Annotated in this window: 32 protein-coding genes; 1 reads left to right on the top strand and 31 read right to left on the bottom strand. The window is 64.3% G+C overall.

Annotated features, from left to right (window positions below):
- Window positions 1–71 precede the first annotated feature (71 nt).
- The 14 genes from rplO to rpmC all read right to left on the bottom strand — a co-directional run bounded on the left by rplO (window position 72) and on the right by rpmC (window position 6,324).
- Window positions 72–551, bottom strand: coding sequence for a 50S ribosomal protein L15 (gene rplO / locus EU805_RS03190; protein WP_129762487.1), 480 nt, complete (start codon window positions 549–551; stop codon window positions 72–74).
- Between the two features lie 119 nt (window positions 552–670).
- Complete coding sequence (locus tag EU805_RS03185) at window positions 671–1,426, bottom strand: alpha/beta hydrolase (RefSeq protein ID WP_129762486.1); 756 nt, start codon at window positions 1,424–1,426, stop codon at window positions 671–673.
- A 97-nt stretch (window positions 1,427–1,523) separates the two neighbouring features.
- Window positions 1,524–1,733, bottom strand: coding sequence for a DUF1127 domain-containing protein (locus EU805_RS03180; protein WP_129762485.1), 210 nt, complete (start codon window positions 1,731–1,733; stop codon window positions 1,524–1,526).
- A 216-nt stretch (window positions 1,734–1,949) separates the two neighbouring features.
- Window positions 1,950–2,138 carry a 50S ribosomal protein L30 gene (gene rpmD / locus EU805_RS03175; protein WP_129762484.1) on the bottom strand — a complete coding sequence of 63 codons (189 nt, stop codon included), beginning with the start codon at window positions 2,136–2,138 and terminating at the stop codon, window positions 1,950–1,952.
- Between the two features lie 12 nt (window positions 2,139–2,150).
- Complete coding sequence (rpsE, locus tag EU805_RS03170) at window positions 2,151–2,753, bottom strand: 30S ribosomal protein S5 (protein ID WP_129762483.1); 603 nt, start codon at window positions 2,751–2,753, stop codon at window positions 2,151–2,153.
- A gap of 161 nt (window positions 2,754–2,914) precedes the next feature.
- Window positions 2,915–3,274, bottom strand: coding sequence for a 50S ribosomal protein L18 (rplR, locus tag EU805_RS03165; RefSeq protein WP_129762482.1), 360 nt, complete (start codon window positions 3,272–3,274; stop codon window positions 2,915–2,917).
- Between the two features lies 1 nt (window position 3,275).
- On the bottom strand, window positions 3,276–3,809 hold the full coding sequence (rplF, locus tag EU805_RS03160) for a 50S ribosomal protein L6 (protein WP_129762481.1): 534 nt from the start codon (window positions 3,807–3,809) through the stop codon (window positions 3,276–3,278).
- Between the two features lie 10 nt (window positions 3,810–3,819).
- Window positions 3,820–4,212, bottom strand: a complete 393-nt coding sequence (gene rpsH, locus EU805_RS03155; RefSeq protein WP_129762480.1) for a 30S ribosomal protein S8 — start codon at window positions 4,210–4,212, stop codon at window positions 3,820–3,822.
- Between the two features lie 18 nt (window positions 4,213–4,230).
- Window positions 4,231–4,536: a 30S ribosomal protein S14 gene (rpsN, locus tag EU805_RS03150; RefSeq protein WP_129762479.1), complete on the bottom strand. Its 306-nt coding sequence runs from the start codon at window positions 4,534–4,536 to the stop codon at window positions 4,231–4,233.
- A 22-nt stretch (window positions 4,537–4,558) separates the two neighbouring features.
- Window positions 4,559–5,122: a 50S ribosomal protein L5 gene (gene rplE / locus EU805_RS03145; protein WP_129762478.1), complete on the bottom strand. Its 564-nt coding sequence runs from the start codon at window positions 5,120–5,122 to the stop codon at window positions 4,559–4,561.
- A complete protein-coding gene (rplX, locus tag EU805_RS03140; protein WP_129762477.1) occupies window positions 5,122–5,427 on the bottom strand; it encodes a 50S ribosomal protein L24 in 306 nt (101 codons plus the stop codon). The genes rplE and rplX overlap by 1 nt, the downstream gene beginning before the upstream one ends.
- A gap of 2 nt (window positions 5,428–5,429) precedes the next feature.
- Entirely contained in the window at window positions 5,430–5,798 is a 369-nt protein-coding gene (gene rplN / locus EU805_RS03135; protein ID WP_129762476.1) for a 50S ribosomal protein L14, read from the bottom strand.
- 81 nt (window positions 5,799–5,879) lie between these two features.
- Entirely contained in the window at window positions 5,880–6,110 is a 231-nt protein-coding gene (gene rpsQ / locus EU805_RS03130) for a 30S ribosomal protein S17 (protein ID WP_129762475.1), read from the bottom strand.
- 4 nt (window positions 6,111–6,114) lie between these two features.
- A complete protein-coding gene (gene rpmC, locus EU805_RS03125) occupies window positions 6,115–6,324 on the bottom strand; it encodes a 50S ribosomal protein L29 (protein ID WP_129762474.1) in 210 nt (69 codons plus the stop codon).
- Between the two features lie 241 nt (window positions 6,325–6,565).
- On the opposite strand from rpmC, the gene EU805_RS03120 reads away from it, so the two are divergent.
- Window positions 6,566–7,210: a hypothetical protein gene (locus tag EU805_RS03120; protein WP_129762473.1), complete on the top strand. Its 645-nt coding sequence runs from the start codon at window positions 6,566–6,568 to the stop codon at window positions 7,208–7,210.
- Between the two features lie 3 nt (window positions 7,211–7,213).
- Here the strand turns inward: EU805_RS03120 and EU805_RS03115 are convergent, their stop codons facing one another.
- The 17 genes from EU805_RS03115 to rpsL all read right to left on the bottom strand — a co-directional run bounded on the left by EU805_RS03115 (window position 7,214) and on the right by rpsL (window position 20,606).
- Window positions 7,214–7,834: a TIGR02466 family protein gene (locus EU805_RS03115; protein ID WP_129762472.1), complete on the bottom strand. Its 621-nt coding sequence runs from the start codon at window positions 7,832–7,834 to the stop codon at window positions 7,214–7,216.
- 248 nt (window positions 7,835–8,082) lie between these two features.
- On the bottom strand, window positions 8,083–8,496 hold the full coding sequence (rplP, locus tag EU805_RS03110; RefSeq protein WP_129762471.1) for a 50S ribosomal protein L16: 414 nt from the start codon (window positions 8,494–8,496) through the stop codon (window positions 8,083–8,085).
- 12 nt (window positions 8,497–8,508) lie between these two features.
- The gene (gene rpsC / locus EU805_RS03105) at window positions 8,509–9,225 is read right to left on the bottom strand and encodes a 30S ribosomal protein S3 (RefSeq protein ID WP_129762470.1); all 717 of its coding nucleotides are present in this window, start codon (window positions 9,223–9,225) and stop codon (window positions 8,509–8,511) included.
- Complete coding sequence (gene rplV / locus EU805_RS03100; RefSeq protein WP_129762469.1) at window positions 9,225–9,605, bottom strand: 50S ribosomal protein L22; 381 nt, start codon at window positions 9,603–9,605, stop codon at window positions 9,225–9,227. Before rplV ends, rpsC begins: the two co-directional genes overlap by 1 nt.
- 3 nt (window positions 9,606–9,608) lie before the next feature.
- Window positions 9,609–9,887: a 30S ribosomal protein S19 gene (gene rpsS / locus EU805_RS03095; protein ID WP_129762468.1), complete on the bottom strand. Its 279-nt coding sequence runs from the start codon at window positions 9,885–9,887 to the stop codon at window positions 9,609–9,611.
- 1 nt (window position 9,888) lies between these two features.
- Window positions 9,889–10,731, bottom strand: coding sequence for a 50S ribosomal protein L2 (gene rplB / locus EU805_RS03090; RefSeq protein WP_129762467.1), 843 nt, complete (start codon window positions 10,729–10,731; stop codon window positions 9,889–9,891).
- A gap of 327 nt (window positions 10,732–11,058) precedes the next feature.
- Complete coding sequence (locus tag EU805_RS03085) at window positions 11,059–11,682, bottom strand: DUF6338 family protein (protein WP_129762466.1); 624 nt, start codon at window positions 11,680–11,682, stop codon at window positions 11,059–11,061.
- Between the two features lie 426 nt (window positions 11,683–12,108).
- Complete coding sequence (locus tag EU805_RS03075; RefSeq protein ID WP_129762464.1) at window positions 12,109–12,405, bottom strand: 50S ribosomal protein L23; 297 nt, start codon at window positions 12,403–12,405, stop codon at window positions 12,109–12,111.
- On the bottom strand, window positions 12,402–13,022 hold the full coding sequence (rplD, locus tag EU805_RS03070) for a 50S ribosomal protein L4 (protein WP_129762463.1): 621 nt from the start codon (window positions 13,020–13,022) through the stop codon (window positions 12,402–12,404). Before rplD ends, EU805_RS03075 begins: the two co-directional genes overlap by 4 nt.
- Entirely contained in the window at window positions 13,012–13,860 is an 849-nt protein-coding gene (gene rplC, locus EU805_RS03065) for a 50S ribosomal protein L3 (RefSeq protein WP_129762462.1), read from the bottom strand. Before rplC ends, rplD begins: the two co-directional genes overlap by 11 nt.
- Window positions 13,861–13,872: 12 nt before the next feature.
- Complete coding sequence (gene rpsJ / locus EU805_RS03060) at window positions 13,873–14,184, bottom strand: 30S ribosomal protein S10 (protein WP_056032218.1); 312 nt, start codon at window positions 14,182–14,184, stop codon at window positions 13,873–13,875.
- Between the two features lie 178 nt (window positions 14,185–14,362).
- Window positions 14,363–15,349: a nickel/cobalt transporter gene (locus EU805_RS03055; protein WP_129762461.1), complete on the bottom strand. Its 987-nt coding sequence runs from the start codon at window positions 15,347–15,349 to the stop codon at window positions 14,363–14,365.
- A complete protein-coding gene (locus tag EU805_RS03050) occupies window positions 15,337–16,101 on the bottom strand; it encodes a DUF1007 family protein (protein WP_242494035.1) in 765 nt (254 codons plus the stop codon). Before EU805_RS03050 ends, EU805_RS03055 begins: the two co-directional genes overlap by 13 nt.
- 132 nt (window positions 16,102–16,233) lie before the next feature.
- Window positions 16,234–17,409, bottom strand: a complete 1,176-nt coding sequence (gene tuf, locus EU805_RS03045) for an elongation factor Tu (RefSeq protein WP_129762441.1) — start codon at window positions 17,407–17,409, stop codon at window positions 16,234–16,236.
- A gap of 114 nt (window positions 17,410–17,523) precedes the next feature.
- Window positions 17,524–19,647, bottom strand: a complete 2,124-nt coding sequence (gene fusA, locus EU805_RS03040; RefSeq protein ID WP_129762460.1) for an elongation factor G — start codon at window positions 19,645–19,647, stop codon at window positions 17,524–17,526.
- Between the two features lie 18 nt (window positions 19,648–19,665).
- Window positions 19,666–20,136, bottom strand: coding sequence for a 30S ribosomal protein S7 (gene rpsG / locus EU805_RS03035; RefSeq protein ID WP_129762459.1), 471 nt, complete (start codon window positions 20,134–20,136; stop codon window positions 19,666–19,668).
- Between the two features lie 98 nt (window positions 20,137–20,234).
- Window positions 20,235–20,606, bottom strand: coding sequence for a 30S ribosomal protein S12 (gene rpsL / locus EU805_RS03030; protein WP_129762458.1), 372 nt, complete (start codon window positions 20,604–20,606; stop codon window positions 20,235–20,237).
- Window positions 20,607–20,814 lie beyond the last annotated feature (208 nt).

Genomic DNA, 20,814 nt, shown 5'->3' with positions numbered 1-20,814 from the left:
AGCGGTTTCCCGTCCGGCGGCGTTTGGAAAACTCGAACCTGTCTAGGCGGGAATGCCCCCGCCCACAAGCATCAGGCGTCGGCAGCCGCGGTCTGCTTGGTCGTCACCGACCCGCCGGCCTTCTCGATGGCCTCGACGGCCCCCTTGGAGGCGCCCGTCACGTTCAGCGTCACCGCGCTGGTGATCTCGCCCTTGGCTAGGACCCGGATGCCGTCCTTCGCGCGACGCACGAGGCCTGAGGCGATCAGCGCGGCTTCGTCCAGCTCGGCCTTGGCGTCGATCTTGCCCGCGTCGATGAACTTCTGGATCATGCCGACGTTCACGACCGCGTAGGTCTTGGCGTTGATGTTGTTGAAGCCGCGCTTGGGCAGACGCTGGTAGATCGGCATCTGGCCGCCCTCGTAGCCCTTGATGGCCACACCCGAGCGGGACTTCTGACCCTTGATACCACGGCCACCGGTCTTGCCCTTGCCGGACCCGGCACCACGGCCGACGCGCTGCTTGCGCTTGGCGGCGCCTTCGTTGTCGGACAGTTCGTTCAGTTTAAACATTGTCGCTTCTCCTTCGCCGGAGGACCTCACCCAGCGACGGGAACGAGGCACACGGCATTGCATCAGAATCGGCCCGGATGGTGCCGACTGGCGGCGTATAGCCACCGACCACGAAGGCGTCAAGAAAGCGGGACCGCAAGGATTCCGTCGCGGGTGTCGCGCGCCAGCGCCTTGCGCACCTCGATCGCGGAGAAGCCGTGATCGGTGTCGTGCCGGATCAACCGGGCGCGCGCCCCCCAGATCCGCGCGTAGCGCTCGACGTAGCGCATGGGGATCACCTCGTCCTGGGAGCCGTGGTGGATCTGCACGGGCCCGGTATAGGCCGACAGCCCCGCGTAGGGATCGAACCCCGCGCGCACGGAGGCCACCAGCGGCTGACCGACGGGCTGGCCCATGTGATCGACGACGCCGCCTGCGTCGATGGGATCCACCGGTTTGCCAAGCACCGTGCCGCCCGTAATCTCGTCCGCGATATAGGCCGCCGGCGCATAGAGCGTGAGCGATGCGATACGCCTTGGTAGACGGGCGGCCACGCAGGCGCTTTCCATCCCGCCCAGCGAATGTCCGATCAGGTGCACCGGACGGCCCTGCCCGTGGGCGTCGACCATCGCTTCGATCTGCGCGATCTCGTCGGGAAGGGTGATCTCGTCGAGCGTGCCGCAGCTCTCCCCCTGCCCAAGCCTGTCGTAGGCCACGACGTCGATGCCCGCCGCGGCCAGCGTCCGCGCGATCTCGAAGTAGAATCGCTGCGGCCCGATCCGGTTGGCACTGAACCCGTGATTCAGGATCGCAAGCCCGCGCGAATCCGCCGCGGCATGGCGCGATCCGACCAGCGTGCGACCGCGGTAGGTCAACTCCAGACGCTCGGGGATCATCGGGGGACCTCCTTCCGGGTGCAGGGCAACGGGGGCCCAAAACGCAAGACGCCCCGCCGGTTCCGGGCGGGGCGTCGACGGGTGCGCGTTGATTGCCTCAGACGGCCGTCAGCGCCGCTTCCTGCGCGACCGCGCGGATCATGCCGCGGCTCAGGCCCAGGTCGGACAGCTCGCGATCGGTCAGCGAGGACAGCTCGGCGTAGGTGCGGTTGTAGGCCGCGCGGCGGGCCATGTAGTTGGAGAACTGGGTCTTGAGGCCCAGGAACGTCTCGGTGCGGACGGAAGAGGTCGAGGTCGCGATGGCCATAACAGGCTCCTTGCAGGTTGGTGCCCGCCAGTCTCAGCGAGCCGTTTCGTCGTCGTACCCGGCAGATAGAAAAGTCCGGCCGCCTTCACAACGCACGGGATCGGAACCCCGCCATGCAATCCGCGCAACCCAAGGCGAGAGACGGCCTTCGCGACGAAAGACGCCCGCAGCGCGAAGCTGCGGGCGTCAAATCTTGCGCGGTCGATGAGCCAGGCCTCAGCCCCGCTCCTCCACGATCTGCACCAGGTGCGGGATCGAGTTGACCATGCCGCGGACAGAGGGCGTATCCTCCAGCTCGCGTGTGCGGTTCATCTTGTTCAGGCCGAGACCGATGAGGGTCTGGCGCTGCTTCTCGGGGCGGCGGATGGGCGAGCCCACCTGCTTGACGACGATGGTCTTTGCCATGCTCAGTTCTCCTTACGCGTCGACGGTGGCTTCGGCCTCGGTGGCGTTGTGCGCCACGTCGGACTGTTCATCGACCGTGTCCCGCTTGGGCAGGATGTCGGCGACCTTCTTGCCACGACGCTGGGCGACGGCGCGCGGGGACTGCTCTTTCTGCAGACCGTTCAGCGTGGCCCGGATCATGTTGTAGGGGTTCTGGCTGCCGATCGACTTCGAGACGACGTCCTGGACGCCCAGCATCTCGAAGACGGCACGCATCGGACCACCGGCGATGATCCCGGTCCCCGCGGGGGCCTGACGCATCACGACGCGGCCCGCGCCGTGGCGACCGTTCATGTCGTGGTGCAGCGTGCGCGCGTCCTTGAGCGCGACGCGGATCATGTTGCGCTTGGCGCTTTCGGTGGCCTTGCGGATGGCCTCGGGGACCTCCTTGGCCTTGCCCTTGCCGAAGCCCACGCGGCCCTTCTGGTCGCCCACGACGACGAGGGCTGCGAAGCCGAAGCGCTTACCGCCCTTGACGGTCTTGGACACGCGGTTGATCGCGACCAGACGGTCGGCGAATTCCGGTGTTTGCTCTTCGCGGCGGCCACGGCCCCCGCGGTTGTCACGTTCTGCCATGTCTGGCTGTCCTTTCAAATCCGGCTTTCGCCTTGTTGCGTCGACCGCAGTGCCCATCGGCCCCGGTCATCGAGGACGGATCCATCCGCCCTGCAGTCGGGAGAGGCGAAAGATCGCATCCCCCGCATGTCGAAGGGCGGGATCGCTCCCGCCCCGATCGCTTAAATTTTCAGGCCACCCTCGCGCGCGCCGTCGGCGACGGCCTTGATCTTGCCGTGGAACAGGAAGCCACCGCGGTCGAAGTAGGCTTCTTCCACACCGGCCTTCTTGGCGCGCTCGGCGATCGTCTCGCCGATCTTCTTGGCCGCCTCGACGTTGTTCTTGCCGACCAGCCCCAGATCCTTCTCGAGGCTGGAGGCGGAGGCCACGGTCACGCCGTTCACGTCGTCGATCAGCTGGGCGCTGATGTTCTTGTTGCTGCGGTGCACGCTCAGGCGCATGCGGCCCGCGTTGACGGCGCGCAACTTGTTGCGGACGCGCAGGCGGCGCTTGATGAACAGGGATCTCTTGGAGTTTGCCATGTTACTTCTTCTTCCCTTCCTTGCGGAAGATGTACTCGTCCTTGTACTTGATGCCCTTGCCCTTGTAGGGCTCGGGCGCACGCCAGGCACGGATGTTTGCGGCAACCTGACCAACGACCTGCTGGTCGATGCCCTCGACGACGACCTCGGTCTGCTTCGGCGCCGTGACGGTCACACCCTCGGGCACTTCGAAGTTCACGTCGTGGCTGTATCCCAGGCTCAGCTTCAGGGTGTTGCCCTGCATCTGCGCCCGGTAGCCCACGCCATTGATCTCGAGTTCCTTGCGGAACCCCGTGGTCACGCCGGTCACCAGGTTCTCCACCTGCGAGCGGCTCATGCCCCACTGCTGGCGGGCCCGCTTGGACTTGCCGCGCGGGGTCACCGTGACGGCGCCGTCCTCGACGGTCAGCGTGACGTCGTCGGTCGCATGGAAGCTGCGGGTGCCCTTGGGGCCCTTCACTTCGATGGTCTGGCCCGACACCTTGGCCTCTACCCCGGAGGGCAGCTCGACCGGTCTTTTACCAATACGAGACATGGGTCCCTCCTTAGAATACGGTGCAGAGCACTTCGCCGCCGACGTTGGCGGCCCGTGCCTTGGCGTCGGACATGACGCCCTGCGGGGTGGAAACGATGGACACGCCCAGGCCCTGGCGGACCGAGGGCAGGTCGGTGGCGGCCATGTAGACACGGCGACCGGGCTTGGACACGCGCTTGACCTCCTGGATGACAGGAGCGCCTTCGTAGTACTTCAGCTCGATCGAGAAGGCCGGGTGACCGTCCTTGCCGTCCTTCTTGTTGTAGCCGCGGATGTAGCCTTCATCGGCCATCACATCCAGCACCCAGCCGCGCAGCTTGGAGGCGGGGGTTTCCACCGCCGACTTGCCGCGCATCTGGCCGTTGCGGATCCGGGTCAGCATGTCGCCGATAGGGTCGTTCATTGGCATGATGTCTCTCCCTTACCAGCTCGACTTGACCATGCCGGGGATCTCGCCGTTGGACCCGAGGTCCCGCAGCGCGATCCGGCTGATCTTCAGTTTGCGGTAGTAGGCGTGCGGACGGCCCGTCAGCTGGCAGCGGTTGTGCAGGCGCACCTTGCTGGAGTTGCGGGGCAGTTCGGCCAGCTTCAGGGACGCCTTGAAGCGCTCCTCCACGGGCTTTTCACGGTCGTTGATGATATCCTTGAGGGCCGCGCGCTTCTCAGCGTACTGCGCCACCAGGCGTTCGCGCTTCTTCTCGCGCTCGATCATGGATTTCTTGGCCATATCTCTATTCTCCCTGACGCGATCAGCTGTTGAACGGCATGTTGAAGTGCTTCAACAGGCTCTTGGCTTCGGCGTCGGTTGCAGCGGTGGTGCAGATCACGATGTCCATGCCCCAGTTCTCGTCGATCTTGTCGAAGTTGATCTCGGGGAAAACCAGGTGCTCCTTGATGCCGGTGGCGTAGTTGCCACGGCCGTCGAAGCTCTTGCCGGACACGCCGCGGAAGTCGCGGATCCGCGGCATCGCCACGTTGATCAGGCGGTCGAGGAATTCGTACATCCGGTCGGCACGCAGCGTGACCTTGGCACCCAGGGGCATGTCCTCGCGGACGCGGAAGCCGGCGATCGACTTCTTGGCGCGGGTGGTCATGGCCTTCTGGCCGGCGATGGTGGTCAGGTCTTCCTGAGCCGTCTTCGCCTTCTTGCTGTCACGGACGGCTTCGGCACCGCAGCCGATGTTCAGGACGATCTTGTCCAGACGCGGGATCTGCATGTCGTTCTTGTAGCCGAACTCTTCCTTGAGAGCCGCCCGGATCGTGTCCCGGTACTGCTTCTCGAGGCGCGGGGTGTATGTCGCGTTGTCAAGCATCAGATCGCATCCCCTGTGGTCTTGGCGTACCGCACCTTGTTGTCCCCATCCATGCGGAAGCCCACGCGGGTGGCCTTGCCGTTGGCGTCGACCAGCGCGAGGTTGCTCAGCTGGATCGGCATCGCCTTGGGCGTGCGACCGCCTTCGGACGTCTGGGATTGCTTCTGGTGGCGCACGGCCATGTTCACGCCGTCGACCACGGCCTTGCCGGCCTTGGGATCGACGCTCTTGATCTCACCGGTCAGGCCCTTGTCCTTGCCGGCGAGCACGACGACCTTGTCGCCTTTGCGCAGTTTCGCAGCCATGGTTACAGCACCTCCGGAGCGAGCGAGATGATCTTCATGAAGTTCTTGCCGCGCAACTCGCGCACCACCGGCCCGAAGATACGGGTGCCGACGGGCTCGTTGTTGTTGTTGAGGATGACGGCGGCGTTGCGATCGAAGCGGATCGCGGTGCCGTCCTCGCGGAAGACTTCCTTGGCGGTGCGCACGACGACGGCCTTGCGCACGTCGCCCTTCTTCACGCGGCCGCGCGGAATGGCCTCTTTCACCGAGACGACGATGATATCGCCGACCGATGCGTAACGACGGTGCGAACCGCCGAGCACCTTGATGCACTGAACACGGCGTGCGCCGCTGTTGTCAGCAACATCCAGGTTGGTCTGCATCTGGATCATGTGATGTCCTTTTTCGACCTATGGGGAAGTCCCGATTTCCGACCGGGGCCCCAGGGTTTCGTTGATCGGGGTGCGACCGCCTTAGCTGGCGATCACCTCCCAGCGTTTGGTCTTCGACTTCGGCGCGCATTCCTGGATGCGCACCATGTCGCCCACGTTGAACGCGTTGTTCTCGTCGTGGGCGCGGTACTTCTTCGACTTCCGCACGGTCTTGTGCAGCAGCGGGTGCTTGAAGCGACGCTCGACCGACACGGTGACGGTCTGTTCGTTCTGGTTGGAGGTCACGACCCCCTGCAAAATGCGCTTCGGCATGGGCTCAGGCCTCCGACTTGGCGGCGTCAGCCGCTTTTTGGTTGAGAATCGTCTTCACGCGGGCAGCGCCACGGCGGGCGTTGCGAATCGCCGCAGTGTTCTCAAGCTGGCCGGTGGCCTGCTGGAAGCGCAGGTTGAACGATTGCTTCTTGAGGTTCACAAGCTCTTCCCGAAGCTGGTCGGGCGTCTTGTCACGCAGTTCTTTGGCGTCCATGGGACGGCTCCTTTTTCAACATCACCGGTGGGCCCGCGAGGGGTGACCCAGAATCCGGTGGAGTGGGGTAGAGAGGGCCCTATAGGAGGCTTGTCCGCAGTTGGCAACCCAATATTCACTGGCACCTCGCGCCCGGGACCCTTCCCGTATCGGCAAGGCGCTGCCGGGCGCGCCTGTCCGCCGCTTTACACCGGCCCCGCCCGCGTCACACTCGGGTAAAACGCCTTACAGGACCACCCCGATGATTCTCCGCGCTTCCTGCCTCGCCGCAGGCCTTCTGTCGATCGCCGCCACCGGCGCCCATGCCGGGATGTGCGACTACCGCCTGAGCGCGCTCGTGGGCTCGGGCGGACGCGCCGTGGCCAACGTGGGCGGGGCAGCACTCGACGCGACGGGGATCTCGGGCAAGGCCCTGGGCTATTACACGCTCACCAACGCGGTGACCGGGGCGAACCTGCTGGGGGCCGGCGGGGCCGCCGCCACCTCGGCCGAGGTCATCGCAGGCGCCGGCACCGGGATCGGCGCCGCCGGGGCCGCCCTGATGACGCCGCTGGGGATCGCCATCGGCGTGGTGGTCGCCGCGGGCGTCGCGGGCAGCGAGGGCTACTGCTACTTCCAGGACGAGCGGATCACCGATTACGACGAGATCATGACGATCCTCGAAGGTCTCGCGGCCAATGCCGACCCCGCCTACTTCCAGCTCGTCGATCCCGCGACCCCGCTGGAACGTCAGGCGATCATCCAGGTAGGCGACGGCTCCAACGCCTTCACCTCCTACCGGGTGGAGGACCTTTACATCGTGAACGGCGATCTCAAGCACCGTGAGCGCCTGCGCGACACGACCATCGGCACCGTGCGGCTGGATGTCGTCCCGATCGAGGAGTGAGCGTCAGCCCCAGCTGTAGTTGAAGCTGACGCTGATCCGGTCTTCCTCGGCCATGTTCATCGGCACCTCGTGCCGCAGCCAGCTCTCCCACAGCAGCACGTCGCCCACGACCGGCGCGACATAGGTGAACTGCTGCAGCATCTCGGCCGCGTCCTTGCGGCGTCCGGGGGCGGCCATCATCATCGGCAGGCGCGGGTCCTCGAACTTGATGGCAGAGGTGCCCTCCGGCATCGCGACATAGGTCGTCCCCGAGATCACCGAGTGCGGATGGATATGCGCCGTGTGGATGCCGCCTTCGGGCAGGATGTTGATCCAGAGGTCTTCCAACTTCAGCTTCTTGCCGTCCAGGTCGAAGGCCAGATCCTCGGCGAAGGCTTTCACGTGCTTGTCGAGCGCCTTCTTCACCGTCTTGAAGATCGGCATCCGCCAGGCGAGATCCGTGAGCGAGGCATAGGAGGTGTAGCCGGGGAAATCGTTCTGCTCGCACCAGTCCTGCCCCGCCTCGTCGTCCTCGGCGATGGAAAGACAGGTGGCCGCAAGCTCGTCGGGATCGACGGGTTTGCCCTTGGCCGAAAGCGGCGCCTGGTAGAGGCGGGTGACGAAGAGGGATCTGATGTTGCTCATGGGTCCTTCCTATCCCCGACACGCCCGCCTGCGCCAGCGGTGACCGGGGAGGTGTCGTGAAAAATACGCCGAAGCCCCGCCTTGCGCGGCAAGGGTAAACGCCGCGGGCGGTGGCCTTAAGGGGCAATTGAGATCGCGCAAGCGCGGAGCGCCTCACGACTTTCCGGTCGATTGCCACCTGGCAATCCCACGCAAAAGGCCCCCGCCGCGGGGCGAGGGCCTTTCAAGTCTTAACGCGAGATCCGGGCTTACCAGTCTTCGCGCATCACGGTGCGGGTCTTGATCGGCAGCTTCATCGCGGCCAGACGCAGAGCCTCGCGGGCCACGTCCTCGCCGACGCCGTCGATCTCGAACATCACGCGGCCGGGCTTGACCTTGGCGGCCCAGAAATCGACCGAGCCCTTGCCTTTACCCATCCGGACTTCGACCGGCTTGGAGGTGACGGGCAGATCGGGGAAGATCCGGATCCAGACGCGACCCTGACGCTTCATGTGACGCGTCATGGCCCGGCGGGCGGCTTCGATCTGGCGTGCGGTGATCCGCTCGGGCTCGAGGGCCTTCAGGCCGAAGGTGCCGAAGTTCAGGTCGAACCCGCCCTTCGCTTCGCCCTTGATGCGGCCCTTGTGCATCTTGCGGAATTTGGTGCGTTTCGGTTGCAGCATGTGCTCTACTCCTTACCGGTCGCGACGCGGGCCACCAGGACCGCGCGGGATCGCGCCTTCCTGAAGCTCGGCGTGTTTGCGATCGCGCGCCTGCGGATCGTGTTCCATGATCTCGCCTTTGAAGATCCAGACCTTGATCCCGATGATGCCATAGGGGGTCATGGCTTCGTAAAGCGCGTAGTCGATGTCGGCCCGCAGGGTGTGCAGAGGCACGCGGCCTTCGCGGTACCACTCGGTCCGTGCGATCTCGGCGCCGCCAAGACGGCCGGCGAGGTTCACGCGGATGCCCAGGGCGCCCATGCGCATCGAGTTCTGCACCGCGCGCTTCATGGCGCGACGGAACGAGACACGACGCTCGAGCTGCTGACCGATGTTCTCGGCCACCAGGGCTGCGTCCAGTTCGGGCTTGCGGACCTCGACGATGTTGAGGTGCAGTTCCGACTTGGTCAGCTTCGACAGCTTGGCGCGCAGCGTCTCGATGTCCGCGCCCTTCTTGCCGATGATGACGCCCGGACGGGCGGCGTGGATCGTGACGCGGCACTTGCGGTGCGGACGCTCGATGATCACGCGGCTGATGCCGGCCTGCTTGCATTCCTTGCGGATGAACGCCTTGATCGCGAGGTCTTCCAGCAGAAGGTCCCCGTAGTCCTTGGTGTTCGCAAACCAACGGCTGTCCCAGGTGCGGTTCACCTGAAGACGCATGCCGACGGGATTGACTTTGTTACCCATTACGCTTGCTCCTCGTTCTGACGCACCAGGATGGTGATTTCCGAAAACGGCTTCACGATCTTGCCGAAGCGGCCGCGCGCCCGGGGGCGTCCGCGCTTCATCAGAAGGTTCTTGCCCACGTAGGCCTCGGCGACGACCAGTTCGTCGACGTCCAGACCGTGGTTGTTCTCGGCGTTGGCGATGGCCGACTGAAGGCACTTCTTCACGTCGCCGGCGATCCGCTTCTTCGAGAAGGTCAGGTCCGTGAGGGCCTTGTCCACCTTCTTGCCGCGGATCAGTTGCGCCACCAGGTTCAGCTTCTGCGGGCTGGTGCGCAGCATGCGCAGCTTGGCGCGGGCTTCGTTGTCGGCCACGCGGCGGGGATTGTTGTCCTTGCTCATGGCTTACTTCCGCTTCGCTTTTTTGTCGGCGGCGTGACCGTAGTAGGTCCGGGTCGGGGAGTATTCACCGAACTTCTGACCGATCATGTCTTCGCTGACGTTGACGGGAATGTGCTTCTTGCCGTTGTAGACCCCGAAGGTCAGGCCAACGAACTGAGGCAGGATGGTGGAACGACGCGACCAGATCTTGATCACCTCGTTGCGGCCGCTGTCGCGCGCCGCTTCGGCTTTCTTCAGCACGTAAGCGTCGACGAAGGGGCCTTTCCAGACGGAACGAGCCATATTAGCGGCCTTTCTTCTTTTGGTGACGCGTGCGGATGATCAAGTTGCTCGAAGCCTTCTTGCGGTTGCGCGTCTTGGCGCCCTTGGTGGGTTTGCCCCAGGGCGTGACGGGGTGACGACCACCGGAAGTCCGGCCTTCACCACCGCCGTGCGGGTGGTCGATCGGGTTCATGGCGACGCCGCGGACGCTCGGGCGCTTGCCCTGGTGACGCGTGCGGCCGGCCTTGCCGAAGTTCTGGTTGGAGTTGTCGGGGTTCGACACGGCACCGATGGTGGCCATGCATTCCTGACGCACCAGGCGCAGCTCGCCGGAGCTCAGGCGGATCTGGGCGTAGCCGCCGTCGCGACCGACGAACTGGGCGTAGGTGCCCGCGGCGCGTGCGATCTGGCCGCCCTTGCCGGGCTTGAGCTCGATGTTGTGGACGATCGTGCCGATCGGCATGCCGCTGAAGGGCATCGCGTTGCCCGGCTTGATGTCGGCGCGCGCGGAGGCGATCACCTTGTCGCCGACGCTCACGCGCTGGGGGGCCAGGATGTAGGTCTGGGTGCCGTCCTCGTACTGGATCAGGGCGATGAAGGCGGTCCGGTTGGGGTCGTATTCGATCCGGGCGACGACAGCGGACATGTCCAGCTTGTTGCGCTTGAAATCGACGATACGATAGAGCCGCTTCGCGCCCCCGCCGATGCGGCGAGAGGTGATCCGTCCGGTGTTGTTCCGGCCGCCCGATTTCGTCAGACCCTGGGTGAGGGACTTGACGGGACGTCCTTTCCAAAGCTCCGAACGGTCGATCAGCACCAGCCCACGCTGGCCCGGCGTCGTCGGCTTGTACGACTTGAGTGCCATGTTAGCTTCTTCCGTTTGCTTGGCGGAGCCGGCATGCGGCCCCTGATGTGAAGGCCCCCGAAGGTGCCCGGTTTTCAAAGCACAGCACCCCGGAACGAATCCCGGGGCGCGGTGAGTGTTGGGCGTATAGGGGGGTTGGGGGCGGGTGGCAAGTGGTCAGCCGCTACTCAACAATTTAATCTATTTCTTAGGCTTGGTTGGCGTCGGCGCTGGAGGTCGCTCACTGACCTGCTGCGTGGTATTTAGCCCGCCCTTTTTCATACTGCCGTCATTTACGATCCCGCGATGATCCCTACCGGGATCTTTTCCTTCTCGATCAGTCATGGCTCATGTTCCTTCTGGCTCTATTGGAAACTCTATCCAAATATCCTGCTTGGGCCTCGATAAATACAAGAATGGCGCTCTCGAAATTTCTTCGCCCTCAAGATCATACACAATCGCATCACGCAGTAGCAACTCTCTATACTCCTCAGTTTCTGAGAATACGTTGATCCAACCAGCATAAACGAACCCGCCCTGTAAATCACGGAGATGCAGATATTCGACGCTACGTATGCTAGAATTAAGCGCAAAACTCCAAACATCCTCGTCGCCATAGCGCCTGCTCGCACCACACCAATTCAAGAATCTTGCTAGCCACCTTAAGCGGACCACCCACAGCCAAACGATTGATAGAATGAATGCAACTGGTATTGAAAACGCAATTTCATCTCTGAGTTGTATTAAATCTAGCTCGGCAATATTCCTTGGAAGTTCATCATACCCGAAAGGAATATCCAACATGAGGTAGACAACAAACAGTACCGAGTATGACGCTAGACCAAAAGCAAACGACCTTATCAGCATTACAGTTTGAGTAGCTTTGGCCCCAGAACCGTATTTTGCATCGATACTTCCCCAAATGAGGCCTGGAAGAAATATCAACGCAAGCTGCGCTACTGCAAAGTCCATCAAAGCAACCTTAAAAGACGCAAAACGGGATCAGCTCCGCCTGCGCGAAGCTGAATGTTTTACTTGAAACCAGACTTATTTTTCGTTCCATCTACTGGAACGTAACGTTGGCCTGGTTTTGGCGTCGGGGGGAGTGGATTACCTTTGGTCGTGGTCCGCTCCTGACCTGTATCTCCCCCTCTCGGTCCGACAATCTTTACTTGACCGGAACCGGGAGCCCTCTGACCTGGCTTAAGTGTTTTACTCATAATGGATTCCTTAAATTAGTGCGTTTTGCACGCCAGTCATGTGGGATCTACCTTCAGATACGACAAGTAATGGCGACCAAACTTTTTGCCGAGATCGCCGATATTCTTGTTTTCATACGAAAATAGCCCCCTGCTTTCGCAGGAGGCTATCCGATGACGCATCGAATGCGTTTTTGCCTTACAGCCCGGTGCTCACGTCGATCGTGTTGCCCTCTTCGAGCGTCACGTAGGCCTTCTTGACGTCCCGGCGGGTGCCGAGGGCGCCGCGGAAGCGCTTGATCTTGCCCTTGGTGATGGAGGTGTTCACCGCCTTCACCTTCACACCGAAGAGCGCCTCGACGGCCTCCTTGATCTGCGGCTTGGAGCTGTCGATGGCGACCTCGAAGACGACGCCGTTCGCTTCCGACATCATCGTGGCCTTTTCCGTGATGACCGGCTTGCGGATCACGTCGTAGTGTTCTGCCTTGGCGCTCATTTCAAACGGGCCTCCAGTGCTTCGATCCCGGCCTTCGTGATGACCAGCGTATCGCTTTTCAGGATGTCGTAGACGTTGGCGCCCTGGCTGGGCAGCAGGTCCACGTTCGCGAGGTTGCGCGCGGCGCGGCTGACGTCCTCGTTCACCGACGCGCCGTCGATGATCAGCGCGCGCTTCCAGCCACGCTCGGTCACGTGCTTCGCCAGCATGGAGGTCTTGGCGTTGTCCAGCGTCAGCGCGTCCAGCACCACCAGCTCACCGGCGGCCTGCTTGGCCGACAGCGCGTGGCGCAGGCCCAGCTTGCGGAACTTCTTGGTCAGCTCGTGGCCGTGGCTGCGGGGCTTGGGACCCTTGTAGACACCACCGTGACGGAAGATCGGCGCGCCCTTGGACCCGTGGCGTGCGCCGCCGGTGCCCTTCTGGCGATAGATCTTCTTGGTCGAGTAGCTGACCTCGGACCGGCCCAGCGTCGAGTGGGTGCCCTGCTGCGCGTTGTTGCGCTGCCAGCGGACCACACGGTGCAGGATGTCGCGGCGCGGCTCCAGCCCGAAGATGGCGTCGTCCAGGTCCACGGACCCGGCCGATGCGCCGTCGAGTTTGATTGCATCAGCTTTCATTTTTGTCACCACCCTCTTCGGCGTTGTTCTCTTGAGCCAGCTCGGCCTCGGCGGCCTCGAGTGCGGCCTGCTCTTCCTTCGCGGCGGCCTCGGCGGCGGCGGCTTCGGCGGCAGCGGCTTCGGCGGCGGCTTCATCGGCCAGACGCTGGGCTTCCTCGGCCTTCGACTTCAGACCGGCGGGGTAGATCACGCCTTCGGGCGTCGGCTTCTTCACCGCGTCCTTGATCGTGACCCAGCCACCCTTGGAGCCGGGAACGGCGCCCTTGACCATGATCAGGCCACGGTCGGTGTCGGTGCGGACGACCTGCAGGTTCTGCGTGGTCACGCGGGCCGCACCCATGTGGCCGGCCATCTTCTTGCCCTTGAAGATCTTGCCCGGGTCCTGGCACTGACCGACGGAGCCGTGCGAACGGTGGCTGATCGACACGCCGTGCGTGGCGCGCAGGCCGCCGAAATTGTGCCGCTTCATGGCACCGGCGAAGCCCTTACCGATCGAGGTGCCGCAGACGTCGACGTACTGGCCCTCGAAGTAGTGGTTGGCGATCAGTGTCTCGCCGACGTTGATCATGTTCTCTTCCGAGACGCGGAACTCGGCGACCTTGCGCTTGGGTTCCACGCTGGCGGCCGAGAAGACACCACGCATCGCCTTGGAGACGCGCTTGACCTTGGCGGTGCCGGCGCCCAGCTGGACGGCGGTGTAGCCGTGCTTGTCGGCGGTGCGCTGGCTGACGACCTGCAGGTTCTCGAGGCTCAACACGGTGACGGGCACCTGGCGGCCGTCTTCCATGAACAGGCGGGTCATGCCCACCTTCTTTGCGATAAGTCCTGTACGGAGCATCTGGTGTCCTCCTTACACGCTGATCTGCACGTCCACGCCGGCGGCGAGGTCGAGCTTCATGAGGGCGTCCACGGTCTGCGGCGTCGGATCGACGATGTCGAGCAGGCGCTTGTGGGTGCGGATCTCGAACTGGTCGCGCGACTTCTTGTCGATGTGCGGCCCGCGCAGGACGGTGAACTTCTCGATCTTGTTGGGCAGCGGGATCGGACCACGGACGGACGCGCCGGTGCGCTTGGCGGTCGAGACGATCTCTGCGGTGGAGGCGTCGAGGACGCGGTAGTCGAACGCCTTGAGGCGAATACGGATGTTCTGGCTGGCTGCCATGTGACATCACCCTTTATGACAGGGCTCTAACGGAGAGGAAGATGGCGGCTCATCCGGCACCCTCGTCGCGTCTTGGTCCAACGTAAAAGGGCGCGGAGAATCGCGCCCTTGGCTGGATGTGCGGCGTATAGGGGATGGGGTCCGGGCTGACAAGGGGCCGCCCGCGATTGCGGCGCGATTACAGGCTGCGCAGAAGATACTGCCCGGCGAGGATCAGTACCAGCGATCCCGCCGCGATCTGGATGCCCACGAAAAGCCGCGCGGACCCATCGGAGGAGACGGCCTGCGCCAGCACGCTCTCGCGCACGCCGGCCGCAGCCAGCGCCACGACGGCGGTGAAGGTCGCCGTGCCCAGCCCCATCACCAGCGCCCCCGCGATCCCGGCCCAGTCGAGGCCGAGCGCATGGGTCAGGATCAGAAGGAAGATCGCGCCGGTGCAGGGCCGCACGGCGATGCTGCCGATCAGGACGAGCGCGTCGCGAACCGAGCGGACCTCCGCCGCCTGGCGGGGCGTGGGGGCATGGGCATGACCGCAGGTGGCGCAGATGCCGTCCGACGCGTGGTCGTGGGCATGGCCATGATCGTGGTGGTGATCGTGACCGTGGTGATGGTGGCGATGGTCGTGGCCCGGGTGATGATCATGGGCGTGCCCGTGATCCCGCCGGGTGGCGCGGCGCCCGGGGATCTGGCGCAGCCCGCGCAGGATCAGCCAGGCGCCGACCGTGGCGATCATCGCGGCGCTGACGGGGGCCAGCAGACCGTCCGCTAGCGAGGTCATCTGCGCGCGCCCCCACCCCAGGAGCGTCACCGCGGCATAGACCAGCGCGATCGCGGTCAGCGCCTGGGCCAGCGACGACAGCACGGCGAGTCCTGCCAGGCGACGGGCGGTCGCCCGCGCGGCCAGACCGTAGCCCCCGATGACCAGTTTCCCGTGACCCGGCCCCGCGGCATGGACGAAGCCGTAGCCGAAGCACAGGGACCAGAGCGTGAGGATCGCTCCCGGCTCCTGCGCCTTCAGCGCGCGCAGGCTGGCCGCCATCGCGTTCTGGACGCTTCGCTGCGCCTCGCCGGCGGAGAGCATGATCCGCTCCGCACCGCCAAGACCCCAGAGCCAGAGCGCGACCAGCGACAAGGCGGCAAGAAGGAGGATGCCTAGGACCCGCATGTCACCACCACGCTCTGGGCATAGGCGATCCCGATCTCGGGAAAGAATTCGTCCGGCCCGATCTCGTCGGGGGAGCGGCCCAGAAGCAGGTCCTCCGCCAAGGCGTTCGCGGCGCCGAGGTCGGGTTTCTCGACCGTCGCGGTGCAATCTTCGCGGCCTTCGAACTGGATCGGGCCGGTGACGTCGTAGGCGGTGTAATAGCTTGGATCGTATGGGCGGATCACCAGGGGGGCCGCGACGGGCGGGTCCAGGGGGCGGGTCAACGTCTCGACCATCGCCTCTCCTTCGAGGTGCGCCTCGTGGTCCGTCCGGGGCGCGAGGGCTGCGCGCGCGCCGTCGCTCTCGACTTCCAGATCGCCTTCGAAGCCCGGGGGCCATTCGGTGACGGCCTCGCGGAACGTGGCCTGCTCCTCGTCCGAGAGGGTCAGATCCCCGTCCGAATCCAATCCCAGATCGGCCAGCAGCAGCATCGTGAAGAAATCGTCGTAGGCCCAATTCAGCCGGACCTCGGTCATGTCCTCACCGTCGAAGACGATGGTCATACCGACTTCGACGAAGACATGAGGATGCGCCGGTGCCTCGGTCGCGAGGAAGGCAGCACAAAGAAAGAGGCAGGATCCGGTTCGGCGCATGGCGAAGTCGTAGTCGCGGTCTTGCGCGAGGACAAGCGAGCGGCACCGGACTGGCGGCGATGTGCCGACGACGCGCGGGGCCAGGGGCGCGCGTCCGTGACGCGGCAGGTCATCGGGCACGCTTCGCACCGTCGCAGGAAAAAGGCCGCCGCATGTCTGCGACGGCCTTTCTGTTCTCTCCCGCGTGGGCCGGCGGTTCGGTCGAACCGCGTTTGCCCACCGGTGGCGGTTCGGTCTTGCCGAAGCCGCCCCTTACTCGGTGATCTTCGACACCACGCCGGCGCCGACGGTGCGGCCGCCTTCGCGGATGGCGAAGCGCAGGCCTTCTTCCATCGCGATCGGCGCGATCAGCTCCACGTCGAACTTCAGGTTGTCGCCCGGCATCACCATCTCGGTGCCCGAGGGAAGCTCCACCGTGCCCGTCACGTCCGTCGTGCGGAAGTAGAACTGCGGACGGTAGTTGGCGAAGAACGGCGTGTGACGGCCACCCTCTTCCTTGGTCAGGATGTAGGCCTCGGCCTCGAACTTCGTATGCGGCTTCACCGAGCCGGGCTTGCAGAGCACCTGGCCCCGCTCCACGCCGTCGCGGTCCACGCCGCGCAGCAGCGCGCCGATGTTGTCGCCGGCTTCACCCGAATCCAGCAGCTTGCGGAACATCTCGACGCCCGTGCAGGTGGTCGTCTTGGTGTCGCGGATGCCCACGATCTCGATGCTGTCGCCGACGTTGATCACGCCACGCTCGACGCGCCCCGTGACGACCGTACCACGACCCGAGATCGAGAAGACGTCCTCGATCGGCATCAGGAACGGCAGGTCCACGGCGCGTGCGGGCGTCGGGATGTACTCGTCGACGGCGGCCAGCAGTTCGCGGATCGAGTTCTCGCCGATCTCCGCGTCACGCTCTTCCATCGCCGCCAGGGCCGAGCCCTTGATGATCGGGATGTCGTCGCCGGGGTAGTCGTAGGAGGACAGCAGCTCGCGGATCTCCATCTCGACGAGCTCCAGCAGCTCCTCGTCGTCCACCTGGTCGACCTTGTTCATGTAGACGACCATGTAGGGGATGCCGACCTGACGGCCCAGCAGGATGTGCTCGCGCGTCTGCGGCATGGGGCCGTCGGCGGCGTTCACGACCAGGATCGCGCCGTCCATCTGGGCGGCACCGGTGATCATGTTCTTGACGTAGTCGGCGTGGCCGGGGCAGTCGACGTGCGCGTAGTGGCGCGTGTCGGTCTCGTACTCGACGTGCGCGGTCGAGATCGTGATGCCGCGGGCCTTCTCCTCGGGGGCGCCGTCGATCTGGTCGTAGGCGCGGAAATCGCCGAAGTACTTCGTGATCGCCGCCGTCAGCGTCGTCTTGCCGTGGTCCACGTGACCGATCGTCCCGATGTTCACGTGCGGTTTGTTACGTTCGAACTTTGCCTTAGCCATGATGGCCTCCTTGCATTTTTGTTTTCGGCCCCCTGTCCCGAAGCATGTCCGGGACCCAAGGGCGCAATGGGGTCAGAGGTCCCGGACCAGGTCCGGGACGTCCGTGTCGCGGAATTACGCGAACTTCTTCTGGATCTCTTCCGAGATGTTCTGCGGCACCGGCTCGTAGTGGTCGAACTGCATCGAGAACTGCGCGCGGCCCGAGGACATCGAGCGCAGCGTGTTGATGTAGCCGAACATGTTGGCCAGCGGCACCATGGCGTCGATGACGTTCGCGTTGCCGCGGCTGTCCTGGCCCTGCACCATGCCCCGACGCGAGGTCAGGTCGCCGATGATCCCGCCGGTGTATTCCTCCGGGGTCACGACCTCGACCTTCATGATCGGTTCCAGCAGCTTGGCCCCGGCCTTGCGCATGCCTTCGCGCATGCACATCCGCGCCGCGATCTCGAAGGCCAGCACGCTGGAGTCCACGTCGTGGAACTTGCCGTCCAGGAGCTCGACCTTGAAGTCGATGACCGGGAAGCCCGCCAGCGGACCGGAGTCCATGACCGACTTGATGCCCTTCTCGACGCCCGGCACGTATTCCTTCGGAACCGCACCACCGACGATCTTGCTCTCGAACGAGTACCCCTCGCCCGGCTCGGTCGGCAGGATGTTCAGCTTCACCTCGCCGAACTGACCGGACCCGCCCGACTGCTTCTTGTGGGTGTAGGTGTGCTCGACGGCGTGACCGATGGTCTCGCGGTAGGCGACCTGAGGGGCACCGATGTTGGCCTCGACCTTGAACTCGCGCTTCATGCGGTCGACCAGGATGTCGAGGTGCAATTCGCCCATGCCCTTCATGATGGTCTGACCGGACTCGAGGTCGGTTTCCACCCGGAAGGACGGATCCTCGGCGGCCAGGCGCTGAAGGGCAATGCCCATCTTTTCCTGGTCGGCCTTGGTCTTGGGCTCGACGGCGATCTCGATCACGGGATCGGGGAAGGTCATCGTTTCCAGCACGACCGGATCCTGCGGGTCGCACAGGGTGTCACCGGTGGTGGTGTTCTTCAGGCCACCCAGCGCGATGATGTCGCCCGCGAAGGCTTCGTTGATTTCCTCGCGGTTGTTGGAGTGCATCATCATCATGCGGCCGACGCGCTCCTTGCCACCCTTGGTGGAGTTGAGCAAATTGTCGCCCTTGGCCAGAACGCCCGAGTAGACGCGGGTGAACGTGAGCGAGCCCACGAAGGGGTCGTTCATGATCTTGAACGCCAGGCCCGCGAAGGGCATGTCGTCGTCCGCGCGGCGCGGGATGTTGCGGGTTTCGGTCTCGTCGCCGGGCTTGAAGCCCATGTAGTCGACCACGTCCATCGGGCTGGGCAGGTAGTCGATCACGGCGTTGAGCAGGGGCTGGACGCCCTTGTTCTTGAAGGCCGAGCCACCCAGGACCGGGACGAAGTGCAGCGCCAGCGTGCCCTTGCGCAGCAGCTTGCGCAGGGTGTCGACGTCGGGCTCTTCCCCGTCGAGGTAGGCCATCATCGCGTCGTCGTCTTCCTCGACGGCCGCCTCGATCATCTTGCCGCGCCATTCGTCGGCCTGCGCCTTGAGGCTGTCGCGGATCGGCTTCTTGATCCAGGACGCGCCCAGGTCTTCACCTTCCCAGACCCACTCTTCCATGGTGACCAGGTCGACGAGACCTTCGAGCTCGTTCTCGGCGCCGATGGGGAATGCGATCGGCACGGCCTTCGCACCGGTGCGGTCCTCGATCATGCGGACGCAGTTGAAGAAGTCGGCGCCGATCTTGTCCATCTTGTTGACGAACACCATGCGCGGGACCTTGTAGCGGTCGGCCTGGCGCCAGACGGTTTCGGTCTGGGGCTCGACACCGGCGTTGGCGTCCAGCACGCAGACGGCCCCGTCGAGAACGGCGAGCGAACGCTCCACCTCGATGGTGAAATCGACGTGGCCGGGGGTGTCGATGATGTTCATCCGGAACTTGGTGTCGGACGTGCCATCGGCGGTCGGCTCTTCCTGGCGCTGCCAGAAGGTCGTGGTCGCAGCGGAGGTGATCGTGATGCCACGCTCCTGCTCCTGCTCCATCCAGTCCATGGTGGCGGCGCCGTCGTGGACCTCACCGATGTTGTGGGACTTGCCGGTGTAGAAAAGAATGCGCTCCGAGCAGGTCGTCTTGCCCGCGTCGATGTGCGCCATGATACCGAAGTTGCGGTACCGTGAGAGGGGATAGTCGCGTGCCATCTTCGTGGTGCTCCTGAATTACCAGCGGTAGTGGCTGAACGCTTTGTTCGCGTCGGCCATCTTGTGGGTGTCTTCGCGCTTCTTCACGGCCGTGCCACGACCGTTGACCGCGTCCAGAAGCTCGCCGGCGAGGCGCTCTTCCATGGTGTTCTCGTTGCGCTTCTTGGCGGCGGCGATGAGCCAGCGGATCGCCAGCGCCTCGCGGCGCTCGGGGCGCACCTCGACGGGGACCTGGTAGGTCGCACCACCGACGCGGCGCGAGCGGACCTCGACCGAGGGTTTGATGTTGTCGAGGCACTCGTGGAAAACCTCGACGGGGGATTTCTTGAGCTTGTCCTCGACCCGGTCGAAGGCGTTGTAGACGATCCGCTCGGCGACGGCTTTCTTGCCGTCGATCATGAGGTTGTTCATGAACTTGGTCAGAACGGTATCGCCGAACTTGGCGTCGGGCAGGACTTCGCGTTTTTCGGCGGCGTGGCGGCGTGACATAGTGTGTGTCTCTCTTTTCGGGCGGGCGCCCCGGACCTGATCCGGGGCCACGTGAAGGGAACGGGATCCCGGCACCAGGCCGGGATGACGCTGGCGCGTTACTTCGGACGCTTGGCGCCGTACTTCGAGCGACGCTGCTTGCGGTCCTTCACGCCTTGCGTGTCGAGCACGCCGCGCAGGATGTGGTAGCGCACACCGGGAAGGTCTTTCACACGGCCGCCGCGGATCAGCACGACCGAGTGTTCCTGCAGGTTGTGCGATTCACCGGGGATGTAGCTGATGACCTCGTAGCCGTTGGTCAGGCGCACCTTGGCGACCTTCCGCATGGCCGAGTTCGGCTTCTTCGGGGTGGTGGTGTAGACGCGGGTGCAGACGCCGCGCTTCTGCGGGCATCCTTCAAGGTGCATCGACTTCGACCGGGCGACTTTGGGCTGGCGCGGCTTGCGGATCAGCTGCTGGATCGTTGGCATGGGGCGGTTTTCCCTATTCTTTCACTGGTACGCAGGGACCGGCCCCGCACGGTTTGGTTCACACGCCTGCGGCGCGATGGATTTCACGTGCGCAAAGCACGAAAGTTCCGCAGTCGAACCCTTACCGGAGGTTCGGTGCGGTGAGGTTACAGAGGAACGGGGACAGCATTAGCCCGGTTCTTGACCACGACGACATTGATATCGGACA

It is taken from the genome of Salipiger sp. IMCC34102, from assembly GCF_004145405.1.
In the GTDB taxonomy this organism is placed as follows: domain Bacteria; phylum Pseudomonadota; class Alphaproteobacteria; order Rhodobacterales; family Rhodobacteraceae; genus Loktanella.
This window is presented reverse-complemented; position numbering and strand designations above follow the sequence as displayed.

Coding starts and splice junctions, on each gene's coding strand:
- EU805_RS03085 (WP_129762466.1), bottom strand. CDS start 11,682: ATGGACTTTGCAGTAGCGCAGCTTGCGTTGATATTTCTTCCAGGCCTC.
- rplR (WP_129762482.1), bottom strand. CDS start 3,274: ATGGCAAACTCCAAGAGATCCCTGTTCATCAAGCGCCGCCTGCGCGTC.
- rplF (WP_129762481.1), bottom strand. CDS start 3,809: ATGTCTCGTATTGGTAAAAGACCGGTCGAGCTGCCCTCCGGGGTAGAG.
- rplO (WP_129762487.1), bottom strand. CDS start 551: ATGTTTAAACTGAACGAACTGTCCGACAACGAAGGCGCCGCCAAGCGC.
- rpsE (WP_129762483.1), bottom strand. CDS start 2,753: ATGGCAGAACGTGACAACCGCGGGGGCCGTGGCCGCCGCGAAGAGCAA.
- rpsC (WP_129762470.1), bottom strand. CDS start 9,225: ATGGGTAACAAAGTCAATCCCGTCGGCATGCGTCTTCAGGTGAACCGC.
- EU805_RS03115 (WP_129762472.1), bottom strand. CDS start 7,834: ATGAGCAACATCAGATCCCTCTTCGTCACCCGCCTCTACCAGGCGCCG.
- tuf (WP_129762441.1), bottom strand. CDS start 17,409: ATGGCTAAGGCAAAGTTCGAACGTAACAAACCGCACGTGAACATCGGG.
- rpsQ (WP_129762475.1), bottom strand. CDS start 6,110: ATGCCGAAGCGCATTTTGCAGGGGGTCGTGACCTCCAACCAGAACGAA.
- rpmD (WP_129762484.1), bottom strand. CDS start 2,138: ATGGCAAAGACCATCGTCGTCAAGCAGGTGGGCTCGCCCATCCGCCGC.
- EU805_RS03120 (WP_129762473.1), top strand. CDS start 6,566: ATGATTCTCCGCGCTTCCTGCCTCGCCGCAGGCCTTCTGTCGATCGCC.
- EU805_RS03075 (WP_129762464.1), bottom strand. CDS start 12,405: ATGAGCGCCAAGGCAGAACACTACGACGTGATCCGCAAGCCGGTCATC.
- rplN (WP_129762476.1), bottom strand. CDS start 5,798: ATGATCCAGATGCAGACCAACCTGGATGTTGCTGACAACAGCGGCGCA.
- rpmC (WP_129762474.1), bottom strand. CDS start 6,324: ATGGACGCCAAAGAACTGCGTGACAAGACGCCCGACCAGCTTCGGGAA.
- rpsN (WP_129762479.1), bottom strand. CDS start 4,536: ATGGCCAAGAAATCCATGATCGAGCGCGAGAAGAAGCGCGAACGCCTG.
- EU805_RS03185 (WP_129762486.1), bottom strand. CDS start 1,426: ATGATCCCCGAGCGTCTGGAGTTGACCTACCGCGGTCGCACGCTGGTC.
- EU805_RS03180 (WP_129762485.1), bottom strand. CDS start 1,733: ATGGCCATCGCGACCTCGACCTCTTCCGTCCGCACCGAGACGTTCCTG.
- rplX (WP_129762477.1), bottom strand. CDS start 5,427: ATGGCTGCGAAACTGCGCAAAGGCGACAAGGTCGTCGTGCTCGCCGGC.
- rpsS (WP_129762468.1), bottom strand. CDS start 9,887: ATGGCTCGTTCCGTCTGGAAAGGCCCCTTCGTCGACGCTTACGTGCTG.
- rplC (WP_129762462.1), bottom strand. CDS start 13,860: ATGCTCCGTACAGGACTTATCGCAAAGAAGGTGGGCATGACCCGCCTG.
- rplB (WP_129762467.1), bottom strand. CDS start 10,731: ATGGCACTCAAGTCGTACAAGCCGACGACGCCGGGCCAGCGTGGGCTG.
- rplP (WP_129762471.1), bottom strand. CDS start 8,496: ATGCTGCAACCGAAACGCACCAAATTCCGCAAGATGCACAAGGGCCGC.
- EU805_RS03055 (WP_129762461.1), bottom strand. CDS start 15,349: ATGCGGGTCCTAGGCATCCTCCTTCTTGCCGCCTTGTCGCTGGTCGCG.
- rplV (WP_129762469.1), bottom strand. CDS start 9,605: ATGAGCAAGGACAACAATCCCCGCCGCGTGGCCGACAACGAAGCCCGC.
- rpsH (WP_129762480.1), bottom strand. CDS start 4,212: ATGAACGACCCTATCGGCGACATGCTGACCCGGATCCGCAACGGCCAG.
- rplE (WP_129762478.1), bottom strand. CDS start 5,122: ATGCTTGACAACGCGACATACACCCCGCGCCTCGAGAAGCAGTACCGG.
- rpsL (WP_129762458.1), bottom strand. CDS start 20,606: ATGCCAACGATCCAGCAGCTGATCCGCAAGCCGCGCCAGCCCAAAGTC.
- rpsJ (WP_056032218.1), bottom strand. CDS start 14,184: ATGGCAGCCAGCCAGAACATCCGTATTCGCCTCAAGGCGTTCGACTAC.
- rpsG (WP_129762459.1), bottom strand. CDS start 20,136: ATGTCACGCCGCCACGCCGCCGAAAAACGCGAAGTCCTGCCCGACGCC.
- rplD (WP_129762463.1), bottom strand. CDS start 13,022: ATGAAAGCTGATGCAATCAAACTCGACGGCGCATCGGCCGGGTCCGTG.
- fusA (WP_129762460.1), bottom strand. CDS start 19,647: ATGGCACGCGACTATCCCCTCTCACGGTACCGCAACTTCGGTATCATG.